We start from the raw sequence: 15895 nt of genomic DNA on the forward strand, positions 1-15895 counted from the left end.
GTCGCCCGCATAGCTGCCGGCGCCGTAGCTGCTGGCCTCTTCGCCGTCGGCGATGCTGCCGGCACCGGCCGCCGTGCTGCGGGCACCCAAGGCGCTGGCGTCGTCGTTGCCGTCGCCTTCGCCGTCCGCCGCGAAGTAGGGATCGACGGCGGCCACCATGTTCGCCGTCGTGGTCGGCCCCGGTATGCCTTGGGCTACGGCGGGGTTCGCCGCATGCGGCTGTTTCGCGGCATCGGCGGCATGGACCGGTACGGCCAGCGCCAACACGATGCCGGCTACCAGCGCCGGCGCCGCCGACAGGGCGCGCCGGCTCCGTGCGCCGCCACGCTTACCCTTCATCCGGGCGAACTCGCCCGCCACCACGAGCGCGCCCAGGGAGCGGCTCCAAACCTTGCTGTGGATCTTGTTCACGAAATGTCTCCTGAAACCGCGCGACGCGGGCGCAGGCCGCCGTGCCGGCGGGCTGGCGCAGGCGCTGGAAAGGAATGCGATCAGGCAGGGGCGCGATCACGCGCCCCTGCCGCTGCACGACGGATTACGGCGTCGTCGGGACGACTGTCAGGCGGAGCTGCACGTCGGAGTACGCGTCAGCGCCGATCAGCGAGAAGTACAGATAGCCGGCAGCCGGATTGTCGAGCACGATCTCTTCGTTGTTGTCCGGACCGGTGGACTTGTAGGCATACGCGGTGCTGGTCGCCCAGTTCGGTCCTGCGTAGAGATCCACGTTGCCCGTGCCGCCCATGCTGGCGATGGTGATCTTCGCCGTGCCCGCAGGAACGTAGTAGTAGAAGTACCTGGGGTTGGTGGACTTGGGGCCCGACAGGTTGCTGCGCTGGCAGTTGGCAGTGAACACCCTCTCGTCGCTGTTGGTGCACTCGGGCAGCGAAGGCGGCAGCGGGGCGGCCTTGTAGCGCGCATGCACGGTGACCCCGGAGTAGGCCGACTCGCCCACCACCAGCAGGTAGTACGTACCGGGTTCCGGCTTGGCGATGGTGACCGACTCGTTGTTGCCCGGGCGGGCGGACTTGTAGCCGTAGTCGCTCGCGGTCGGCTTGCCGTCCTTCTTCACGTAGAGCGACACGTCGCCGGCTCCGCCCATGGTGCGCAGGCTGAGGCTGGTCGCCTTGGCCGGCACCACGAGCTTGTAGACCTGCGCATTGCCGGCCGTGCCCGACTGCCCGCCGAGGGCGACGTCGTTGGTCAGCACCACGTCCATCGGAGGCTCCGGGATGGCGCCGCCGCACGACGAGCTGTCGCCGCCGTTGACGTTGAGGCAGAGCAGCCAGCTGCTCCAGTCCGTGTCGCTGCCGTAGCGGATGCCTTCCAGGTAGGACGCGTAGTCCGAGTACTTGCCCTTGCGGAAGAAGCCCAGGATGTTGTCCACCTGCCCCGGGTGCCGCTCGAACATGTAGCGGGTGGCGAGGTAGCCCCAGTAGTACACGCGCTCCGTGCCGCTGTTGTAGTCGTTGGCGAAGATCGTGCTCAACGGGTACTTGCCGGTGCCGGCCGCCGACAGCGCGTCCGCGTAGGCCATGTTGCGGTAGCTGTAGGAGACGTACTCGGCGAAGCCCTCGATCCACCAGATCGTCGGGGCGCTGGTCGCCGCGCCGAAGTCGCCGTACATGTTGAAGCGGCCATCGAGGTAGTGGACGTACTCGTGGGTCAGGTTCCAGATCGAGAAATCGGGAAGCCACTCGGCGCGGTAGGCGATGAAGCGCGGCAGGTTGTTGGGACTGGCCGGGTTGCCTTCCAGGTACATGCCGCCGTTGTCGGTGCTGATGCCGAACAGGGTGCCGGCGTACTTCTTGTAATCGGCGCTGCTGTCGAAGACGACCAGCTCGAGCTTGACGTTGTTGTCGTCGGCCACGGGCACCTTGCCGGTCTTGGCGACGTTGTGGAAATAGTCCGTCTCGCCCAGCAGCAGGGTGCAGGCCTGCTCGACTTCCTGCGGCGTCAGGGCCTGCGCGCGCATGTGGACGTTGGGGCTGCAATCGTGCGCGATCGGCAGCACGATGTCCTCAAGGTCGTCCTTGAACGTGCAGATGCCGTAGTAGTCGCAGTTGGCATGGTCGTAGTAGTCGGCCATGTTGGCGGCGGCCACGTAGATGGCCAGGCCGGGCCCGTCGAACGGGAAGGCGTCCAGGACGGCCTTGGTCAGCGGCCGCACCTTGGGCTTGAGCGAGCTGTACTGCAGGAACCGGGTCATCTCGGAGGCCGCGTTCACCACCATGTACTCGGTGCTGCTGCCCGCCTTGGCCGCATTGCGCTGGATGAAGCCGGACAGCGAATCGATGACCGAGGGATCGGCCTGCACCGCCGCGGCGAAGCCGTTGCGGTAGTGCCCGAGGTAGAGCACGGTGAACACGTTGTTGGTGGCCTTGCGCATGCTGGCGAAGGCGTCGTACGTGGCGCTGTTGTAGCTGTCCAGCAGCAACTTGAACGTATCGAGATACGCCGCGTTCTGCTCGGTGCTGTCGATCAGCGTGATGAACTCGTTGAGGATCGGACCGTGGCCGTCGCTGACGTCCAGGAAGTGCGGGCTGGCGGCGAACGCGTCCGTTGCCAGCTTGGCGGCGCTTTCCAGGTTCGATCCGTAGTTCCCCACATCCGACGGATAGGAGTACTGCACGTAGTAGCCCGCGCGCAGGAAGGTGATCAACTGCAGCATCTGGGTGGAGTTGTCGCCGGGATAGCCGGCTGCCGCGGCCTGCATGGCATTGGCGACGGTGATCATCTTCGCTTCGGCGAACACCTGCCCGGCGACGGTCCCCTTCAGGTCGTACAAGGTGTTGAGGCAGGTGACCGGCACGCTCTTGACCAGGTCGACCAGGCCGTTGCCGCTGGCGGCGGCGAAATCGGCCGCATCGCAGGACGCAGCCGCCGCCATGTTGAACAGCCGCAGCGCCTCCGGCTGCGACGGGTCGTGCAGCGGCCGGTCGTAGTCCGCACGCAGCCGCGGATCGTCGGCCTTGTGCGGCGCCAGTTCGGCCGGCGTCAGCGGCCTGCGCTGCACGTGCTCGATATGCGCCTTGACCGGATCGCCGTTGAGCGTCGCCGCCGCGGGCGGCGGTGCATTCGTGGCGGCGTTCTGGGCGTGACCCGATGTGCCGAACCCGCACGCAACCATCAGACTGGCCGCCAGAAGACGGCGCAGCCCCGTGTAGTTTTTCATGTTCCCCTCCGTTACATTGGCCCCGAGAATCTCCCGTGGCAAGCGATGCGCCGGTGTTTCCGCCATCGCCTTGACACGTGCGACGATGTTGGCAGGGGGCCAAAGGGACGTCTTGGTTCTTCTCTATGCGCAATTGAGGAAAACGCACCAAATCCGTTTTCGCATGTGCGAGGAAACCGCAATGACGGTTTGCAGACTGAACCCGCAAGAAGCGTTCATGCGCCAGATCGACACCGGGATGTCCATCGTCTCGCTGTTCGACCGCTTGCCCGACATCGTCTTTTCCATCAAGGACCTCAAGGGGCGCTACGTGCTGATGAGCGAAGCCGCGGTCGTGCGCTGCGGCCTTCCCAACAAGCAGCTTGCCGTGGGCATGACGGCGTTCGACCTGTTTCCCTCTCCCATGGCCGCGCGCTACGCGCGGCAGGACGCCGAGCTGTTCCGCAGCGGCAAGCCGATCATCGACAATCTGGACCTCACCCTGTACCGGGACCGCAGTTCCGGCTGGTGCCTCACCACCAAGGAACCGCTGCGCAACGCGAACGGCGAGATCATCGGCCTGGCCTGCATCTCCAAGGACCTGACCGAGCCAGGCCGCGCCGCGCTGGTCGACACGGAATTCGCCGACACCATCGATTACATGCACGCGAATCTCGGCGAGCCGCTGCGGGTGGAGGAACTGGCGCGCCGCGCCCGGCTCTCGATGGCGCAGTTCGACCGCAGGATGAAGAAGGTCTTCCAGCTTTCCGCCGGGCAGTACCTGATGAAGATCCGCATCGACACCGCAGCCCGGCTGCTGGCGGAAAGCGACCATTCGATCGCCAAGATCGCCCAGATCACCGGCTTCTGCGACCAGAGCAATTTCTCGCGCCGGTTCCGGCTGCTGACCAGCCTCAGCCCGCTGCGCTATCGGCAACTGGTGCGGTTCGGCCAGGCCTTCGGCCTTGTGCTCGCCGGCGCCGTGCAGTGCCTGGGCGGCCTCGTGGCGGCGTGAGCCGGTAGGCCCGCCGAAACGAAAAACCCCCGGCGAACCGGGGGTTTTTCGTTTCGCGCCTTCCCGCCGGGCTTACGCCTCGGCGGGGGCCGTACCGTCGCCGCCCGGGGCGTCGCCCGATTCGGCCGGCGCATCCTCGTCGCCGCTCTCGTCGGCCTCCAGCCGCACCACGCTGACCAGCGCCTCGTCGGCCGGCAGGCGGATCAGGGTGACGCCCTGGGTATTGCGGCCGAGCTGCGAAACCTCGGCCACGCGCGTGCGCACCAGGGTGCCCTGGTCGGAGATCAGCATCAGCTCGTGCGCCTCGGTGACCTGCACCGCGGCCACCAGCGGGCCGTTGCGCTCGGAGCACTGGATACCGATCACGCCCTGGGTGCCGCGCCCCTTCTTGGCGAACTCATCCAGTTGGGTGCGCTTGCCGTAGCCGCGCTCGGTCGCGATGAGGACGTCGCCCTCGGCGGCGACGATCATCGACACCACCTCCGCTCCCTCGGCCAGCCGCATGCCGCGCACGCCGGTGGCGGTACGGCCCATCGAGCGCACGGTGTTCTCGTCGAAGCGGTTCACCTTGCCGTTGGAGGCGAACAGCAGCACGTCGCTGTTGCCGTCGGTGAGCGCGACGTCGACCAGCGCGTCGCCCTCGTCGAGGTTGATCGCGATCTTGCCCCGCTGCAGCTGGAAGGCGAACTCGCTCAGCGGCGTCTTCTTCACCGTGCCGTGGCGGGTGGCGAAGAACACGTAGCGGTCCTCGGCGTACTCGCGGATCGGCAGCACTGCCTGCACCTTCTCGCCCTCGCCCAGCGGCAGCAGGTTCACCATCGGCTTGCCGCGCGCGCTCGGGCCGGATTCCGGCATCTGGTACACCTTGAGCCAGTACACGCGCCCGGTGCTGGTGAAGGTGAGCAGGGTGTCGTGGGTATTGACCACCCACAACTGCTCGACCACGTCCTCGTCCTTCAGCGCGGAGGCCGAGCGGCCCTTGCCGCCGCGCTTCTGCGCGCGGTACGTGCTGGCCGGCTGGCGCTTCACGTAGCCGGTGTGCGACAGCGTCACCACCACGTCCTCGGGGGCGATCAGGTCGAGTACGTTGAGGTCTTCCTGCGAATGCTGGATCTCGGTGCGGCGCGCGTCGCCGTACTCGGCCTTGATCGCTTCCAGTTCCTCGCGGATCACCGCCAGCAGGCGGTCGGGATTCTCCAGGATCTCGATCAGGCCGCGGATCGTCTCCAGGATCTGCCGGTATTCGTCGGACAGCTTCTCCTGCTCCAGCCCGGTCAGGCGGTGCAGGCGCATCGCCAGGATTTCCTGCGCCTGCACGTCGGACAACTGGTAGCCATCGGGCTTCAGGCCGTCGCGCGGGTCCATCTCCTCCGGCCGCGACGCCGCCGCGCCGGTGGCCGACAGCAGCGCGCCGACCATGCCAGGCTGCCACTTGCGCGCCAGCATGCGCTCGCGCGCCTCCGCCGGCGAGGCCGAGGTCTTGATCAGCTCGATCATCTCGTCGATGTTGGCGAGCGCGACGGTGAGGCCTTCGAGGATGTGCGCGCGGGCGCGGGCCTTGCGCAGGTCGAAGATGGTCCGGCGCGTCACCACCTCGCGGCGGTGGCGGATGAACGCCTCGAGCACTTCCTTGAGGTTGAGCAGGCGCGGCTGGCCGTCCAGCAGGGCCACCATGTTGATACCGAAGGTGACCTGCAACTGGGTCTGCTGGAACAGGTTGTTCAGCACCACGTCGGCCATCGCGTCCTTGCGGATCTCGATGACGACGCGCATGCCGTCCTTGTCGGACTCGTCGCGCAGCTCGCTGATGCCCTCGAGCTTCTTTTCCTTCACCAGCTCGGCGATCTTCTCGATCAGCCGCGCCTTGTTCACCTGGTACGGCAGCTCGTGGACGATGATCGTCTCGCGGCCGTTCGGCTCGGTCTCGACCTCGGCGCGGGCGCGCACCAGGATGCGGCCGCGGCCGGTGCGGTACGCCTCGACGATGCCCGAGGAACCGTTGATGATGCCCTGGGTTGGGAAGTCCGGGCCCGGGATGATCTGCATCAGCTCGTCGATGCCCAGAGTGGGATCGTCGATCAGCGCGATCGTCGCCTCGATCACCTCGGTAAGGTTGTGCGGCGGGATGTTGGTCGCCATGCCCACCGCGATGCCGGCCGAGCCGTTGACCAGCAGGCTCGGCACGCGGGTCGGCAGCACCAGCGGCTCGCGCTCGCTCTCGTCGTAGTTCGGGCCGAAATCGACGGTTTCCTTGTCGATGTCGGCAAGCAGCTCGTGCGTGAGCCGCGACATGCGCACCTCGGTGTAGCGCATCGCCGCGGCGTTGTCGCCGTCGACCGAGCCGAAGTTGCCCTGGCCGTCGATCAGCATGTAGCGCAGCGAGAACGGCTGCGCCATGCGCACGATCGCGTCGTAGACCGACGCATCGCCGTGCGGATGGTATTTACCGATCACGTCGCCGACCACGCGGGCGGACTTCTTGTAAGGCTTGTTCCAGGCATTGCCCAGTTCGTTCATCGCGAACAGGACGCGGCGATGCACGGGCTTGAGGCCATCGCGCACGTCCGGGAGGGCGCGGCCCACGATCACGCTCATGGCGTAATCGAGGTAGCTCTGGCGCATCTCGTCTTCGATGTTGACGCGGATGATTTCTTTGGCGAGTTCTGCCATCAATCGGCTTCCCTGAATAACGAAAAAAGGCCGCACGGCGCGCGCCTCATGCGCGCACGCAAGCGACCCGCAAGCAACCTCGGAAGTGTAGCACGAACGCGCCCAAAGCGACAGTATTTAATGCTTTTAAATCAATCGGTTACACGGACGTCTTGGCGCCCTTGAAAAGCGCCCCGCGCGCTGCCGAAAAATTGACCAGTGCGGCCACCGCGGAGCCCGCGGCGGCAGCCACCGCAGGCCACCGGTGCAGGGACGGGAAACCGAGCAGCAACGCCGCGTACACGCCGTAGTTGACCACGGCGCCCACGCTCATCAGCCCCATCCAGCGCAGCCATTCGGCGTGCGCGGCATGGCCGCTGGGGCGCGCCGGGAAAGTGTGGTGCCGGTTCCACCACCAGGTGAACGTGGCGGCGACCAGGAAGGACAGGACCCGCGCCAGGTACGGGTTCCAGCCCAGCGCACCGACCAGGCCCTGCACGATGCCCGCATCGATCAAAAGGCCGGCGACACCGCCGACCGCAAACGACGCCAATTCGCGTCCCAGCCTCATGAACCGAACATGGCCTGCATGGCGATCGCGTCCGGACGCTCGATCACGCCGCGCTCGGTGACGATCGCGGTGATCAGCTCGGCCGGCGCCACGTCGAACACCGGGTTCCACGCCTGGGCACCGTCCACCACGGTGCGGCGTCCCGCGGTAGCCAGCAATTCGGCCGGATCGCGCAGCTCGATCTCGATCTCCTCGCCGGTGGCGGTGGCCATGTCCACCGTGGACGATGGCGCCACCACCATGAACTTCACGCCGTGGTATTTCGCCGCGATCGCCAGTTGGTAGGTGCCGATCTTGTTCGCGGTATCGCCGTTCGCGGCGATCCGGTCCGCGCCCACGATCACCCACTGCACGGCGCCGGATTTCATCAGGTGGGCCGCGGCCGAATCGGCGATCAGTTGCGCGGGAATGCCGTCGCGCACCAGTTCGTACATGGTCAGGCGCGCGCCCTGCTGCCACGGCCGGGTTTCGCCGGCGTAGACGCGGTGGATGCGGCCGGCCGCGACGCCGGCGCGGATCACGCCCAGCGCGGTGCCGTAGCCGGCGGTGGCCAGCGAGCCGGTGTTGCAATGGGTCAGCACGCCGGACCCGGGCGCGATCAGGGCCGCGCCGAGTTCGCCCATGTGGCGGTTGGCGGCGAGGTCCTCGTCCTGGATCGCCTGCGCCTCGCGCTCGAGCGCCGCGGCATCGGCGCCGGCGGCGATGCGCGCCTTCATCCGGTCGAGCGCCCACATCAGATTCACCGCGGTCGGCCTGGCGGCGCGCAGCATGACCAGCACGTCGTCCAGCGACTGCCCCTGTTGCGCGGCCAGCACCACGCCCCAGGCCGCGGCGATGCCGATCGCCGGCGCACCGCGCACCACCAGGTCGCGGATCGCCTGGGTCACGGCGGCCGCATCGCGGCAGTCGATCCAGCGCTCCTCGCCGGGCAGCAGACGCTGGTCGAGCAGGCGCAGGCGGTCGCCCTGCCATTGCACGGCGCGAACGGTGTCGTGGTCGCGGGTAGGCGTCGGAGAAATCGTCATCGGCATGGGGCGCAGGCGGTGGGGGCGGAAAGCCTAGCATGCGGCCGCGCAGGCCCGGCTGGCCCGTGGCCGGCACGGTCAGGGCTGGCTTATAGTCGGCGGCGACCACCCGCGGGAGCGCACGCATGACGCACCATCGCAAGCCCGGCCATGCCGCCCTTCGCCGCTGCCTGCGCCCGGCGCGCCGGCTTGCCGGCCTGGCCGCGATCCTGTTCGCGGCCACCGCGGCGACCGCGGTCCCGGCCACCGCTCCGGCGGCAAAGCCGTGGGCGCCGCCGCGTATCGCCTCGGAGCTGTTCGAATCGCACGGCGCCTTCGACCCGGCGCGCGGCGACTTCTATTTCGTGCGCAGCGCAGCGGACTTCACCGGCTGGCGGATCATGCTCAGCCATTGCGGTCCCGACGGCTGGAGCACGCCCGTCGACGCCAGCTTCGCCGGCGATGGCGTGGAGGCCGACCCGTTCATCACGCCCGACGGCAAGCGCCTGTATTTCATTTCCAACCGCTCGACCGACGGCGAGAAGCACAAGGATCTGGACATCTGGACGGTCGACCGCGGCAGCGACGGCCGCTGGGGCGAGCCACGCCGCCTGCCCGCGCCGGTCAACTCGCGCGGGCAGGAATGGTTTCCGCGCCCGGCCGCGGACGGCTGGCTCTACTTCGGCTCCAATCGCCCCGGCGGTTTCGGCAAGACCGACATCTGGCGGGCCCGCGAAGACAGCCAGGGCCGCTGGCGCGTGGAGAACCTGGGCAAGGCCGTCAATACGCCCGGCGACGAATACGAGCCGCTGCCCTCGCCCGACGGCAAGCGGCTGATCGTGATGGCCGACGGCGGCCTGTACCAGAGCCTGCGCGACGGCGACGGCTGGGCGCCGCGGCACAGCCTCGGCCCGGCGGTGAACGTCAACGGCAGCGAGATCGGCGCGGCGTTTTCGCCCAGCGGCAAGTCGCTGCTGTTCTCGCGCGACACCAAGGGGCCGCGCTCCGGCGAATTCTTCGTGTGGCAACCGGAGGGCGCCGAAGACTGGCCGCCCGCCTGCCCTCGCGGGAAACACTAAGAGCCTGTTCAAAGTCTCGCTGTCGGAATGGAATCTCCCGCTCGTCATTCCTGCGAACCCCCAAAAGGGGGCAAGAGCAGGAATCCAGCGACTTTATGCCCTTCAAAAAAAACCAAAGGCCCTGGATGACCAGCCCTTCGGCTGTTGAAAAGCGTCTCCAGCTTGACCGGCCCTTCGGCCTTTGAGAGCCGCTGGGATGATGCTTCTTCGTAGGGGAGGCCAGGGGGACCTTGGAGCCGAGCCCCTTCAGCGCGAGCGCGCCGCCAGCCACTGGTGGATCGCCGGCGGCACCTCGCGCTGCGCGCGGCCGGATACGTAGATGCCGATGTGCCCGCCGCGGAACGCCAGCTCGCTGTAGTCGGTGCTGCCCACGTGCCGGCCCAGCGCGCGCGAGGCGTCCGGCGGCACCAGGTGGTCCTGCTCGGCGTAGATGTTCAGCACCGGCTGGGTGACCATGCCCAGGTCCACCGGCCTGCCGCCGATCTCCAGCGTGCCCTTGACCAGTTTGTTTCCCTGGTAGAAATCCTTGATGAACTGGCGGAACGCCTCGCCCGCCTGGTCGGGCGAATCGAAGATCCACTTCTCCATGCGCAGGAAATTCTCGAGCTCCGCCGGGTTGTCGAGGATGTCGACCAGGCCGACGTACTTCTGCTGGTTAAGCCGCAGCGGCTTCAGCGTCAGGTAGACCCAGTTCATCAGCTCGGCCGGGACGTTACCCAGCGTGTCGACGAACAGGTCCACGTCGAGATCCTGCACCCAGTGCGACAGCATGTTGTCCGGCGTGCGGAAATCCACCGGCGTCACCATGGTGATCAGGTTCTTCACCTTGTCCGGCTGCAGCGCGGTGTAGCACAGCGAGAAGGCGCCGCCCTGGCAGATGCCAAGCAGGTTGATCGCCTCCAGGTCGTGCCGCTCGCGCACCGCGTCGACGCAACGGTCGAGGTAGCCGTTGAGGTAGTCGTCCAGGGTCAGCCAGCGGTCGGCCCCGTCCGGGTAGCCCCAGTCGATCAGGTAGACGTCCTCGCCCTGCGCCAGCAGGTTGCGCACCAGCGAACGGTCCGCCTGCAGGTCGGTCATCCACACCGTGTTGACCAGCGCGTAGACGATCAGGATGGGCGTCTTCGAGGTCGGTGCGCGCTCGCCCTTGAAGTGCCAGACGGTGAGCTTGTCCTCGCGATACACCGCCTCGCGCGGCGTATTGGCGTATTCGGGCTCGCCCAGGCCGCGCAGGCTGGAAAAGCCCGCCGCCAGCTTGCGCTGGAAGCCGGAGATCTCGCCGAGCAGCTTGGCCGGGTCGAATTGCAGCGGAGATGGCATGGCGATTCCTCAGCGCGGCTTGCGCGGCGCGGCGCGGGCCGGCGTCTTGGCGGCCTTGGCGGTGGTGCGGGACGGTTTCTTGGCGGCCTTGCGGGCGCCAGCGGCGGAAGCGCCCGCCTTGGCCGGCTGGCGTTTCGCGGGCGCGGGCGCTCTTGCGACCGGATCGGCGGCCGCCGGCTTCGCGGCGAGCTGGCGCTTCAGCTCGCGCACTTCGCGCCGCAGTTCCTGCAGCCGCTGGCCCAGGCTGGCGACCTCGCTGGCGGCGGGCATGCCGAGCTGGCGGCAGACCTGTTCCAGTTGTTCCTTCTGCAACTGCCGCACGCGCATCTGGGTGTTCACCTGCGCGCCGTACACCTGGCGGAACTCGTCCGACAGCGCGATCTCGGCATAGGCCTCCTCCGCGGCGTCGATCCACAGGTCGTACAGCGCCTTGAGCGATTCCGGCGACGCGTCCTGGTCGGCGCGCTGGGCCAGCTTCTGCTGCAACCGTTCGGCGCCCTGCACCTGTGCGCGCAGCATCAGGTCCTGGTAGCGCCGGCTCGCCTCGAGATGGTCGAGGATGGCGCGCTGCAGGGCCTGCTGCTGTTCCTGCTGCTCGCGCGTGTAACCGAACGCGGGCGCCTGCAGGAGGTTGCGCAAGTCGGCGAAACCGAACGGCTGTGCCGCCTGCAGCCACTGCTGCCATTGCTGGCCGAGTCCCTGCACGGAGGCGCTGTCGATCCCGGCGAAGGCCTGCGCCAGCGGCGACTGCATGCCGGCGAACAACTTCCGCAACTGCTGTTGCCAGTCGCCGCCCTCCTGCCCCAGCCCGCTGCCGGCGGCCGATTGCAGCCACTCCAGGTAGCTGCGGAAACCCGACAGGCTGCGCCCCAGCGCCTCGTCGACCGACGGCGCGCGCGGCGCGGCCGGCTGCCCGAAGAACGACGGCGCCGGCGGCGGCGCCTGCCAGCTACGGGTCCAGGCATCCCACGCCTGCTGCGCGAATCCCTGGTAGTCCCGCATGAAATCCGGACCCTGCGTGCCCATGCTGCATCCTCATCCGTCGATGCGCCGCATCGTAGCAAATCCATGTTGCGGCAGTGGCGCGGGCATAAACGCACAGGGCCCGGCATCGCTGCCGGGCCCTGCATGTCGCTGCTCAACGATCCGCGGCGATCAGGCGCTGGCGCCTTCGCCCTCGGTCACCGCCTTCATGGACAGGCGGATGCGGCCCTGCTTGTCCACTTCCAGCACCTTGACCTTGACGATGTCGCCTTCCTTGAGCTTGTCGGACACCTTCTCGACGCGCTCGCTGGAGATCTGCGACACGTGCACGAGGCCGTCCTTGCCCGGCATGATCGTGACGAACGCGCCGAAGTCCATCAGCTTGGCGACCTTGCCCTCGTAGATGCGGCCCGGCTCGACGTCGGAGACGATCTGCTCGATGCGCTTCTTCGCCGCATCGCCCGCCTCGCGGTTGACCGAGGCGATCACCACGGTGCCGTCGTCGCTGATGTCGATCGTCGCGCCGGTCTCCTCGGTGATCGAGCGGATGGTCGCGCCGCCCTTGCCGATCACTTCGCGGATCTTGTCCGGGTGGATCTTGATGGTGATCAGGCGCGGGGCGTACTCGCTCATTTCCGTGCGGGCGGTGGTGATCGCCTTGGCCATCTCGCCGAGGATGTGCAGGCGGCCGCGCTTGGCCTGCTCCAGCGCCACCTTCATGATCTCCTCGGTGATGCCGTCGATCTTGATGTCCATCTGCAGCGCGGAGATGCCTTCGGCGCTACCGGCCACCTTGAAGTCCATGTCGCCGAGGTGGTCCTCGTCGCCCAGGATGTCGGACAGCACGACGAAGTCGTCGCCTTCCTTGACCAGGCCCATGGCGATGCCGGCCACCGGCGCCTTCAGCGGCACGCCGGCATCCATCATCGCCAGCGAGGAACCGCACACCGAGGCCATCGACGAGGAACCGTTGGACTCGGTGATTTCCGAGACCACGCGCACCACGTACGGGAATTCCTCGATGCTCGGCTTGACCGCCTGCACGCCGCGCTTGGCGAGGCGGCCGTGGCCGATCTCGCGGCGCTTCGGCGCGCCGAAGCGGCCGGCCTCGCCCACCGAGAACGGCGGGAAGTTGTAGTGGAACAGGAACGGATCCTTCGACTCGCCGCCCGGGGCGTCGATGATCTGCGCGTCGCGGGTGGTGCCCAAGGTGATCACGACCAGCGCCTGGGTCTCGCCGCGGGTGAACAGCGCCGAGCCGTGGGTGCGCGGCAGCACGCCGACGCGGGCGGTGATCGCGCGGACGTCGTCGAGCTGGCGGCCGTCGATGCGCACCTTGGTCTTCAGCACGCTGTCGCGCAGGGTGCGGTACTCGAGTTCGCCGAATTCCTTGACCAGGTCGGCCGTGGCCCAGCCCTTCGCTTCCGCGTCGGCCTTGAGCGACTCCAGCACGTCGGCCTTGATCGCGGCGATCGCGTCGCGGCGCTGCAGCTTGTCGCGCACCTGGAAGGCTTCTTCCAGCTTGTTGCCGACGGCGCCCTTGAGCGCGGCGACCAGCGATTCGTTGCGGGCCGGCGCCTGCCAGTCCATCGACTGACGGGCAGCCTCGGTGGCCAGTTCGGCAATGGCGCGGATCGCGGTCTGCATCTGCTGGTGGCCGAACATCACGGCGCCGAGCATCACATCCTCGGACAGCAGCTTGGCTTCGGACTCTACCATCAGCACGGCGCCGGCGGTGCCGGCGACGACCAGGTCCAGCTCGGAGGTGCTCAGCTCGGTGGCGGTCGGGTTCAGCAGGTACTTGCCGTTGGCGTAGCCGACGCGGGCGGCGCCGATCGGGCCCTTGAACGGGATGCCGGCCAGGCTGAGCGCGGCGGAGGCGCCGATCAGCGCCGGGATGTCGCCGTCGATCTCGGGGTTGAGCGAGACGACCTGCGCGATGACCTGCACTTCGTTCTTGAAGTCTTCCGGGAACAGCGGACGCACCGGACGGTCGATCAGGCGCGAGGTCAGCGTCTCCTTCTCGGTCGGACGGCCCTCGCGCTTGAAGAAGCCGCCCGGGATGCGGCCGGCGGAGTAGAACTTCTCGACGTAGTCGACGGTGAGCGGGAAGAAGTCCTGCCCTTCCTTCGCCTTCGCCGCGGCCACGGCGGTGACCAGCACCACGGTGCCGCCCATGCTGACCATGACCGCACCGGACGCCTGGCGGGCGATTTCGCCCGTCTCCAGCGTGACTTCGTGATTACCGTACTGGAATGACTTGGTTACTTTCGCCACTTTGATGTGTCCTTGTCCGATTAACGGCGCAGGCCGAGGCGCTCGATCAGGCTCTGGTAACGGGCCAGGTCGCGGTCCTTGAGGTAGGCCAGCAGGCTCTTGCGGCGGTTGACCAGTTGCAGCAGGCCGCGGCGGGAGTGGTGGTCCTGCTTGTGCGACTTGAAGTGGTCGGTGAGGTGGTCGATGCGGGCGGACAGCAGGGCAACCTGCACTTCCGGCGAACCGGTGTCGTTCGGCACGCGGCCAAAGTCAGCAATGATCTTGCCGGTCTGTTCTGCGGTGAGGGACATGGGTATCTCTTCCTTAAAAAGCGGGTGCGGAACTTGTGCAACATCACCGCTCGATGACGTTGCACAAGCTCCGCCTTGATGAACGAACACATGGAAACAAGCAGCGTATTGTACCGATCAGACCCCCACCGCAACAAGACTGCCGCATGACGGCGGGAAAACCCGGGCGCGGCGCTAGAGATTGAATCCCCGCTGGACCCGCAGTCGCCCTTCCCGGCTCACCTCGCCGAGCGCGAGCAGCCGCCCGTCGCTGCCCAGGACGGCGCACGGACCGACGCAGGACGCCGGCGCCAGGTCCAGCGGGCGCCCCTGCGACACTGCCAGGCTCTGCCGCTCGTCCAGCCGCAGCGCCGGCAGGTGGGCCAGGCCGGCCGATACCGGCAGCAGCAGGGATTGCAGGGCTTCGTCGCCGTTCCCGGCCGCCTCGTCGAGCTGCTCCAGGGTCACCATCGCCGGCTCGCGGAACGGTTCCACCCACAATCGGCGCAGCGCGGTCAGGTGCGCCCCGCAGCCCAGCATCTCGCCCAGGTCCACCGCCAGGCTGCGGATGTACGTGCCCGAGCCGCATTCCACGTGCAGCCGCAGGCGGTCCTGCTGGTGCGAGAGCAGTTCCAGCCGGTGGATATCCACCTCGCGCGGCGGCGCCTCGACCGCCTCGCCGCGGCGCGCCTTCGCATACAGCGGCTCGCCGCCCTGCTTGATCGCCGAATAGGCCGGGGGCACCTGCACGATGCGGCCGCGCAGGCGGGCCAGGGCCCGCTCGATCGCCGCAGCGTCGAGCGGCGGCACCGGCCGGCGCTCGACCACCTCGCCCTCGAGGTCGGCCGTGGCGGTGGTCAGGCCCAGCCGGCATTCGGCCAGGTAGGCCTTGCGCGAGCCCAGCAGGGTGCCGGCGATCTTGGTGGCCTCGCCGAAGCACAGCGGCAGCAGGCCGCTGGCGAGCGGGTCCAGCGCGCCGGTGTGGCCGCCCTTGGCGGCCCGCAGCAGGCGCCGCACCGCCTGCAGGGCCTGGTTGGAACTCAGCCCCAGCGGCTTGTCCAGCAGCAGGATGCCGTGCAGGTCGCGGAAAGCGCGGCGGTTCATCGCACCACCGGCGCCGTCATTCGTCGGCACCGTCCCCTGGCGGCGTCGACGACTCGCTCAGCAGGCGCTCGATGCGCTCGCCCTTGTCCACCGAGTCGTCGTACTTGAAGCGCAGCTCCGGCACCCGGCGCAGCCGCATGCCGCGCGAGAGCGAGCGGCGGAACTCCACCGCCAGCTCCTTCAGCGCCTTCATCGCCACCGGCGCCTGCTCGGGCTGCAACGCGGTGATCCACACCGTCGCCCAGTCCAGGTCGCGGGTGACCTCCACGTCCGACACGCTCACCGACGGCAGCGCATGGTCGCGCACGGCGGCGTGCACCAGCAGGCCCAGTTCGCGGCGCAGCTCGGCGCCGACGCGGTCGGTCCGCTTGAAATCACGGGATGGCATGGGGAAAGACCAGAAGTGAGGGAGGAGGAGTGAGGAGTGAGGAGTGAGGAGTGAGGAGTGAGGAGTGAGGAGTGAGGAGTGAGGAGT

Annotated in this window: 13 protein-coding genes; 2 read left to right on the plus strand and 11 right to left on the minus strand. The window is 68.0% G+C overall.

Annotated features, from left to right (window positions below; translation table 11 throughout):
* Positions 1-411, minus strand: a 411-nt coding sequence (locus ASG87_RS08555; RefSeq protein WP_056003812.1) for an ESPR domain-containing protein, incomplete at its 3' end; no start/stop codon positions are given.
* A 124-nt stretch (positions 412-535) separates the two neighbouring features.
* The gene (locus ASG87_RS08560) at positions 536-3172 is read right to left on the minus strand and encodes a M9 family metallopeptidase (RefSeq protein ID WP_056003815.1); all 2637 of its coding nucleotides are present in this window, start codon (positions 3170-3172) and stop codon (positions 536-538) included.
* Between ASG87_RS08560 and ASG87_RS08565 the strand changes: the two genes are divergently transcribed.
* The gene (locus ASG87_RS08565) at positions 3171-4166 is read left to right on the plus strand and encodes a helix-turn-helix domain-containing protein (RefSeq protein WP_200949038.1); all 996 of its coding nucleotides are present in this window, start codon (positions 3171-3173) and stop codon (positions 4164-4166) included. The genes ASG87_RS08560 and ASG87_RS08565 overlap by 2 nt on opposite strands.
* A gap of 72 nt (positions 4167-4238) precedes the next feature.
* Here ASG87_RS08565 and gyrA read toward each other — a convergent pair whose 3' ends face one another.
* The 3 genes from gyrA to mtnA all read right to left on the minus strand — a co-directional run bounded on the left by gyrA (position 4239) and on the right by mtnA (position 8411).
* Positions 4239-6836, minus strand: coding sequence for a DNA gyrase subunit A (gene gyrA, locus ASG87_RS08570; RefSeq protein ID WP_056003818.1), 2598 nt, complete (start codon positions 6834-6836; stop codon positions 4239-4241).
* A 139-nt stretch (positions 6837-6975) separates the two neighbouring features.
* Entirely contained in the window at positions 6976-7386 is a 411-nt protein-coding gene (locus ASG87_RS08575) for a GtrA family protein (protein WP_056003821.1), read from the minus strand.
* Positions 7383-8411 carry an S-methyl-5-thioribose-1-phosphate isomerase gene (gene mtnA, locus ASG87_RS08580; RefSeq protein ID WP_056003970.1) on the minus strand — a complete coding sequence of 343 codons (1029 nt, stop codon included), beginning with the start codon at positions 8409-8411 and terminating at the stop codon, positions 7383-7385. Before mtnA ends, ASG87_RS08575 begins: the two co-directional genes overlap by 4 nt.
* A 125-nt stretch (positions 8412-8536) precedes the next feature.
* Between mtnA and ASG87_RS08585 the strand changes: the two genes are divergently transcribed.
* The gene (locus tag ASG87_RS08585; RefSeq protein ID WP_082582853.1) at positions 8537-9469 is read left to right on the plus strand and encodes a PD40 domain-containing protein; all 933 of its coding nucleotides are present in this window, start codon (positions 8537-8539) and stop codon (positions 9467-9469) included.
* A 246-nt stretch (positions 9470-9715) separates the two neighbouring features.
* On the opposite strand, the gene ASG87_RS08590 is transcribed toward ASG87_RS08585, so the two are convergent.
* The 6 genes from ASG87_RS08590 to rbfA all read right to left on the minus strand — a co-directional run bounded on the left by ASG87_RS08590 (position 9716) and on the right by rbfA (position 15808).
* Positions 9716-10786, minus strand: a complete 1071-nt coding sequence (locus ASG87_RS08590; protein ID WP_056003824.1) for a class III poly(R)-hydroxyalkanoic acid synthase subunit PhaC — start codon at positions 10784-10786, stop codon at positions 9716-9718.
* 9 nt (positions 10787-10795) lie between these two features.
* Positions 10796-11812 carry a poly(R)-hydroxyalkanoic acid synthase subunit PhaE gene (locus ASG87_RS08595; RefSeq protein ID WP_056003827.1) on the minus strand — a complete coding sequence of 339 codons (1017 nt, stop codon included), beginning with the start codon at positions 11810-11812 and terminating at the stop codon, positions 10796-10798.
* A 129-nt stretch (positions 11813-11941) separates the two neighbouring features.
* On the minus strand, positions 11942-14047 hold the full coding sequence (pnp, locus tag ASG87_RS08600; RefSeq protein ID WP_056003830.1) for a polyribonucleotide nucleotidyltransferase: 2106 nt from the start codon (positions 14045-14047) through the stop codon (positions 11942-11944).
* Positions 14048-14067: 20 nt separating this feature from the next.
* Entirely contained in the window at positions 14068-14337 is a 270-nt protein-coding gene (gene rpsO, locus ASG87_RS08605; RefSeq protein ID WP_056003833.1) for a 30S ribosomal protein S15, read from the minus strand.
* Between the two features lie 174 nt (positions 14338-14511).
* Entirely contained in the window at positions 14512-15420 is a 909-nt protein-coding gene (gene truB, locus ASG87_RS08610) for a tRNA pseudouridine(55) synthase TruB (protein ID WP_056003836.1), read from the minus strand.
* 16 nt (positions 15421-15436) lie between these two features.
* Complete coding sequence (rbfA, locus tag ASG87_RS08615) at positions 15437-15808, minus strand: 30S ribosome-binding factor RbfA (RefSeq protein ID WP_056003839.1); 372 nt, start codon at positions 15806-15808, stop codon at positions 15437-15439.
* Positions 15809-15895 lie beyond the last annotated feature (87 nt).

Origin of the sequence: Frateuria sp. Soil773 (genome assembly GCF_001428405.1) — a bacterium.
Classification (GTDB): domain Bacteria; phylum Pseudomonadota; class Gammaproteobacteria; order Xanthomonadales; family Rhodanobacteraceae; genus LMSL01.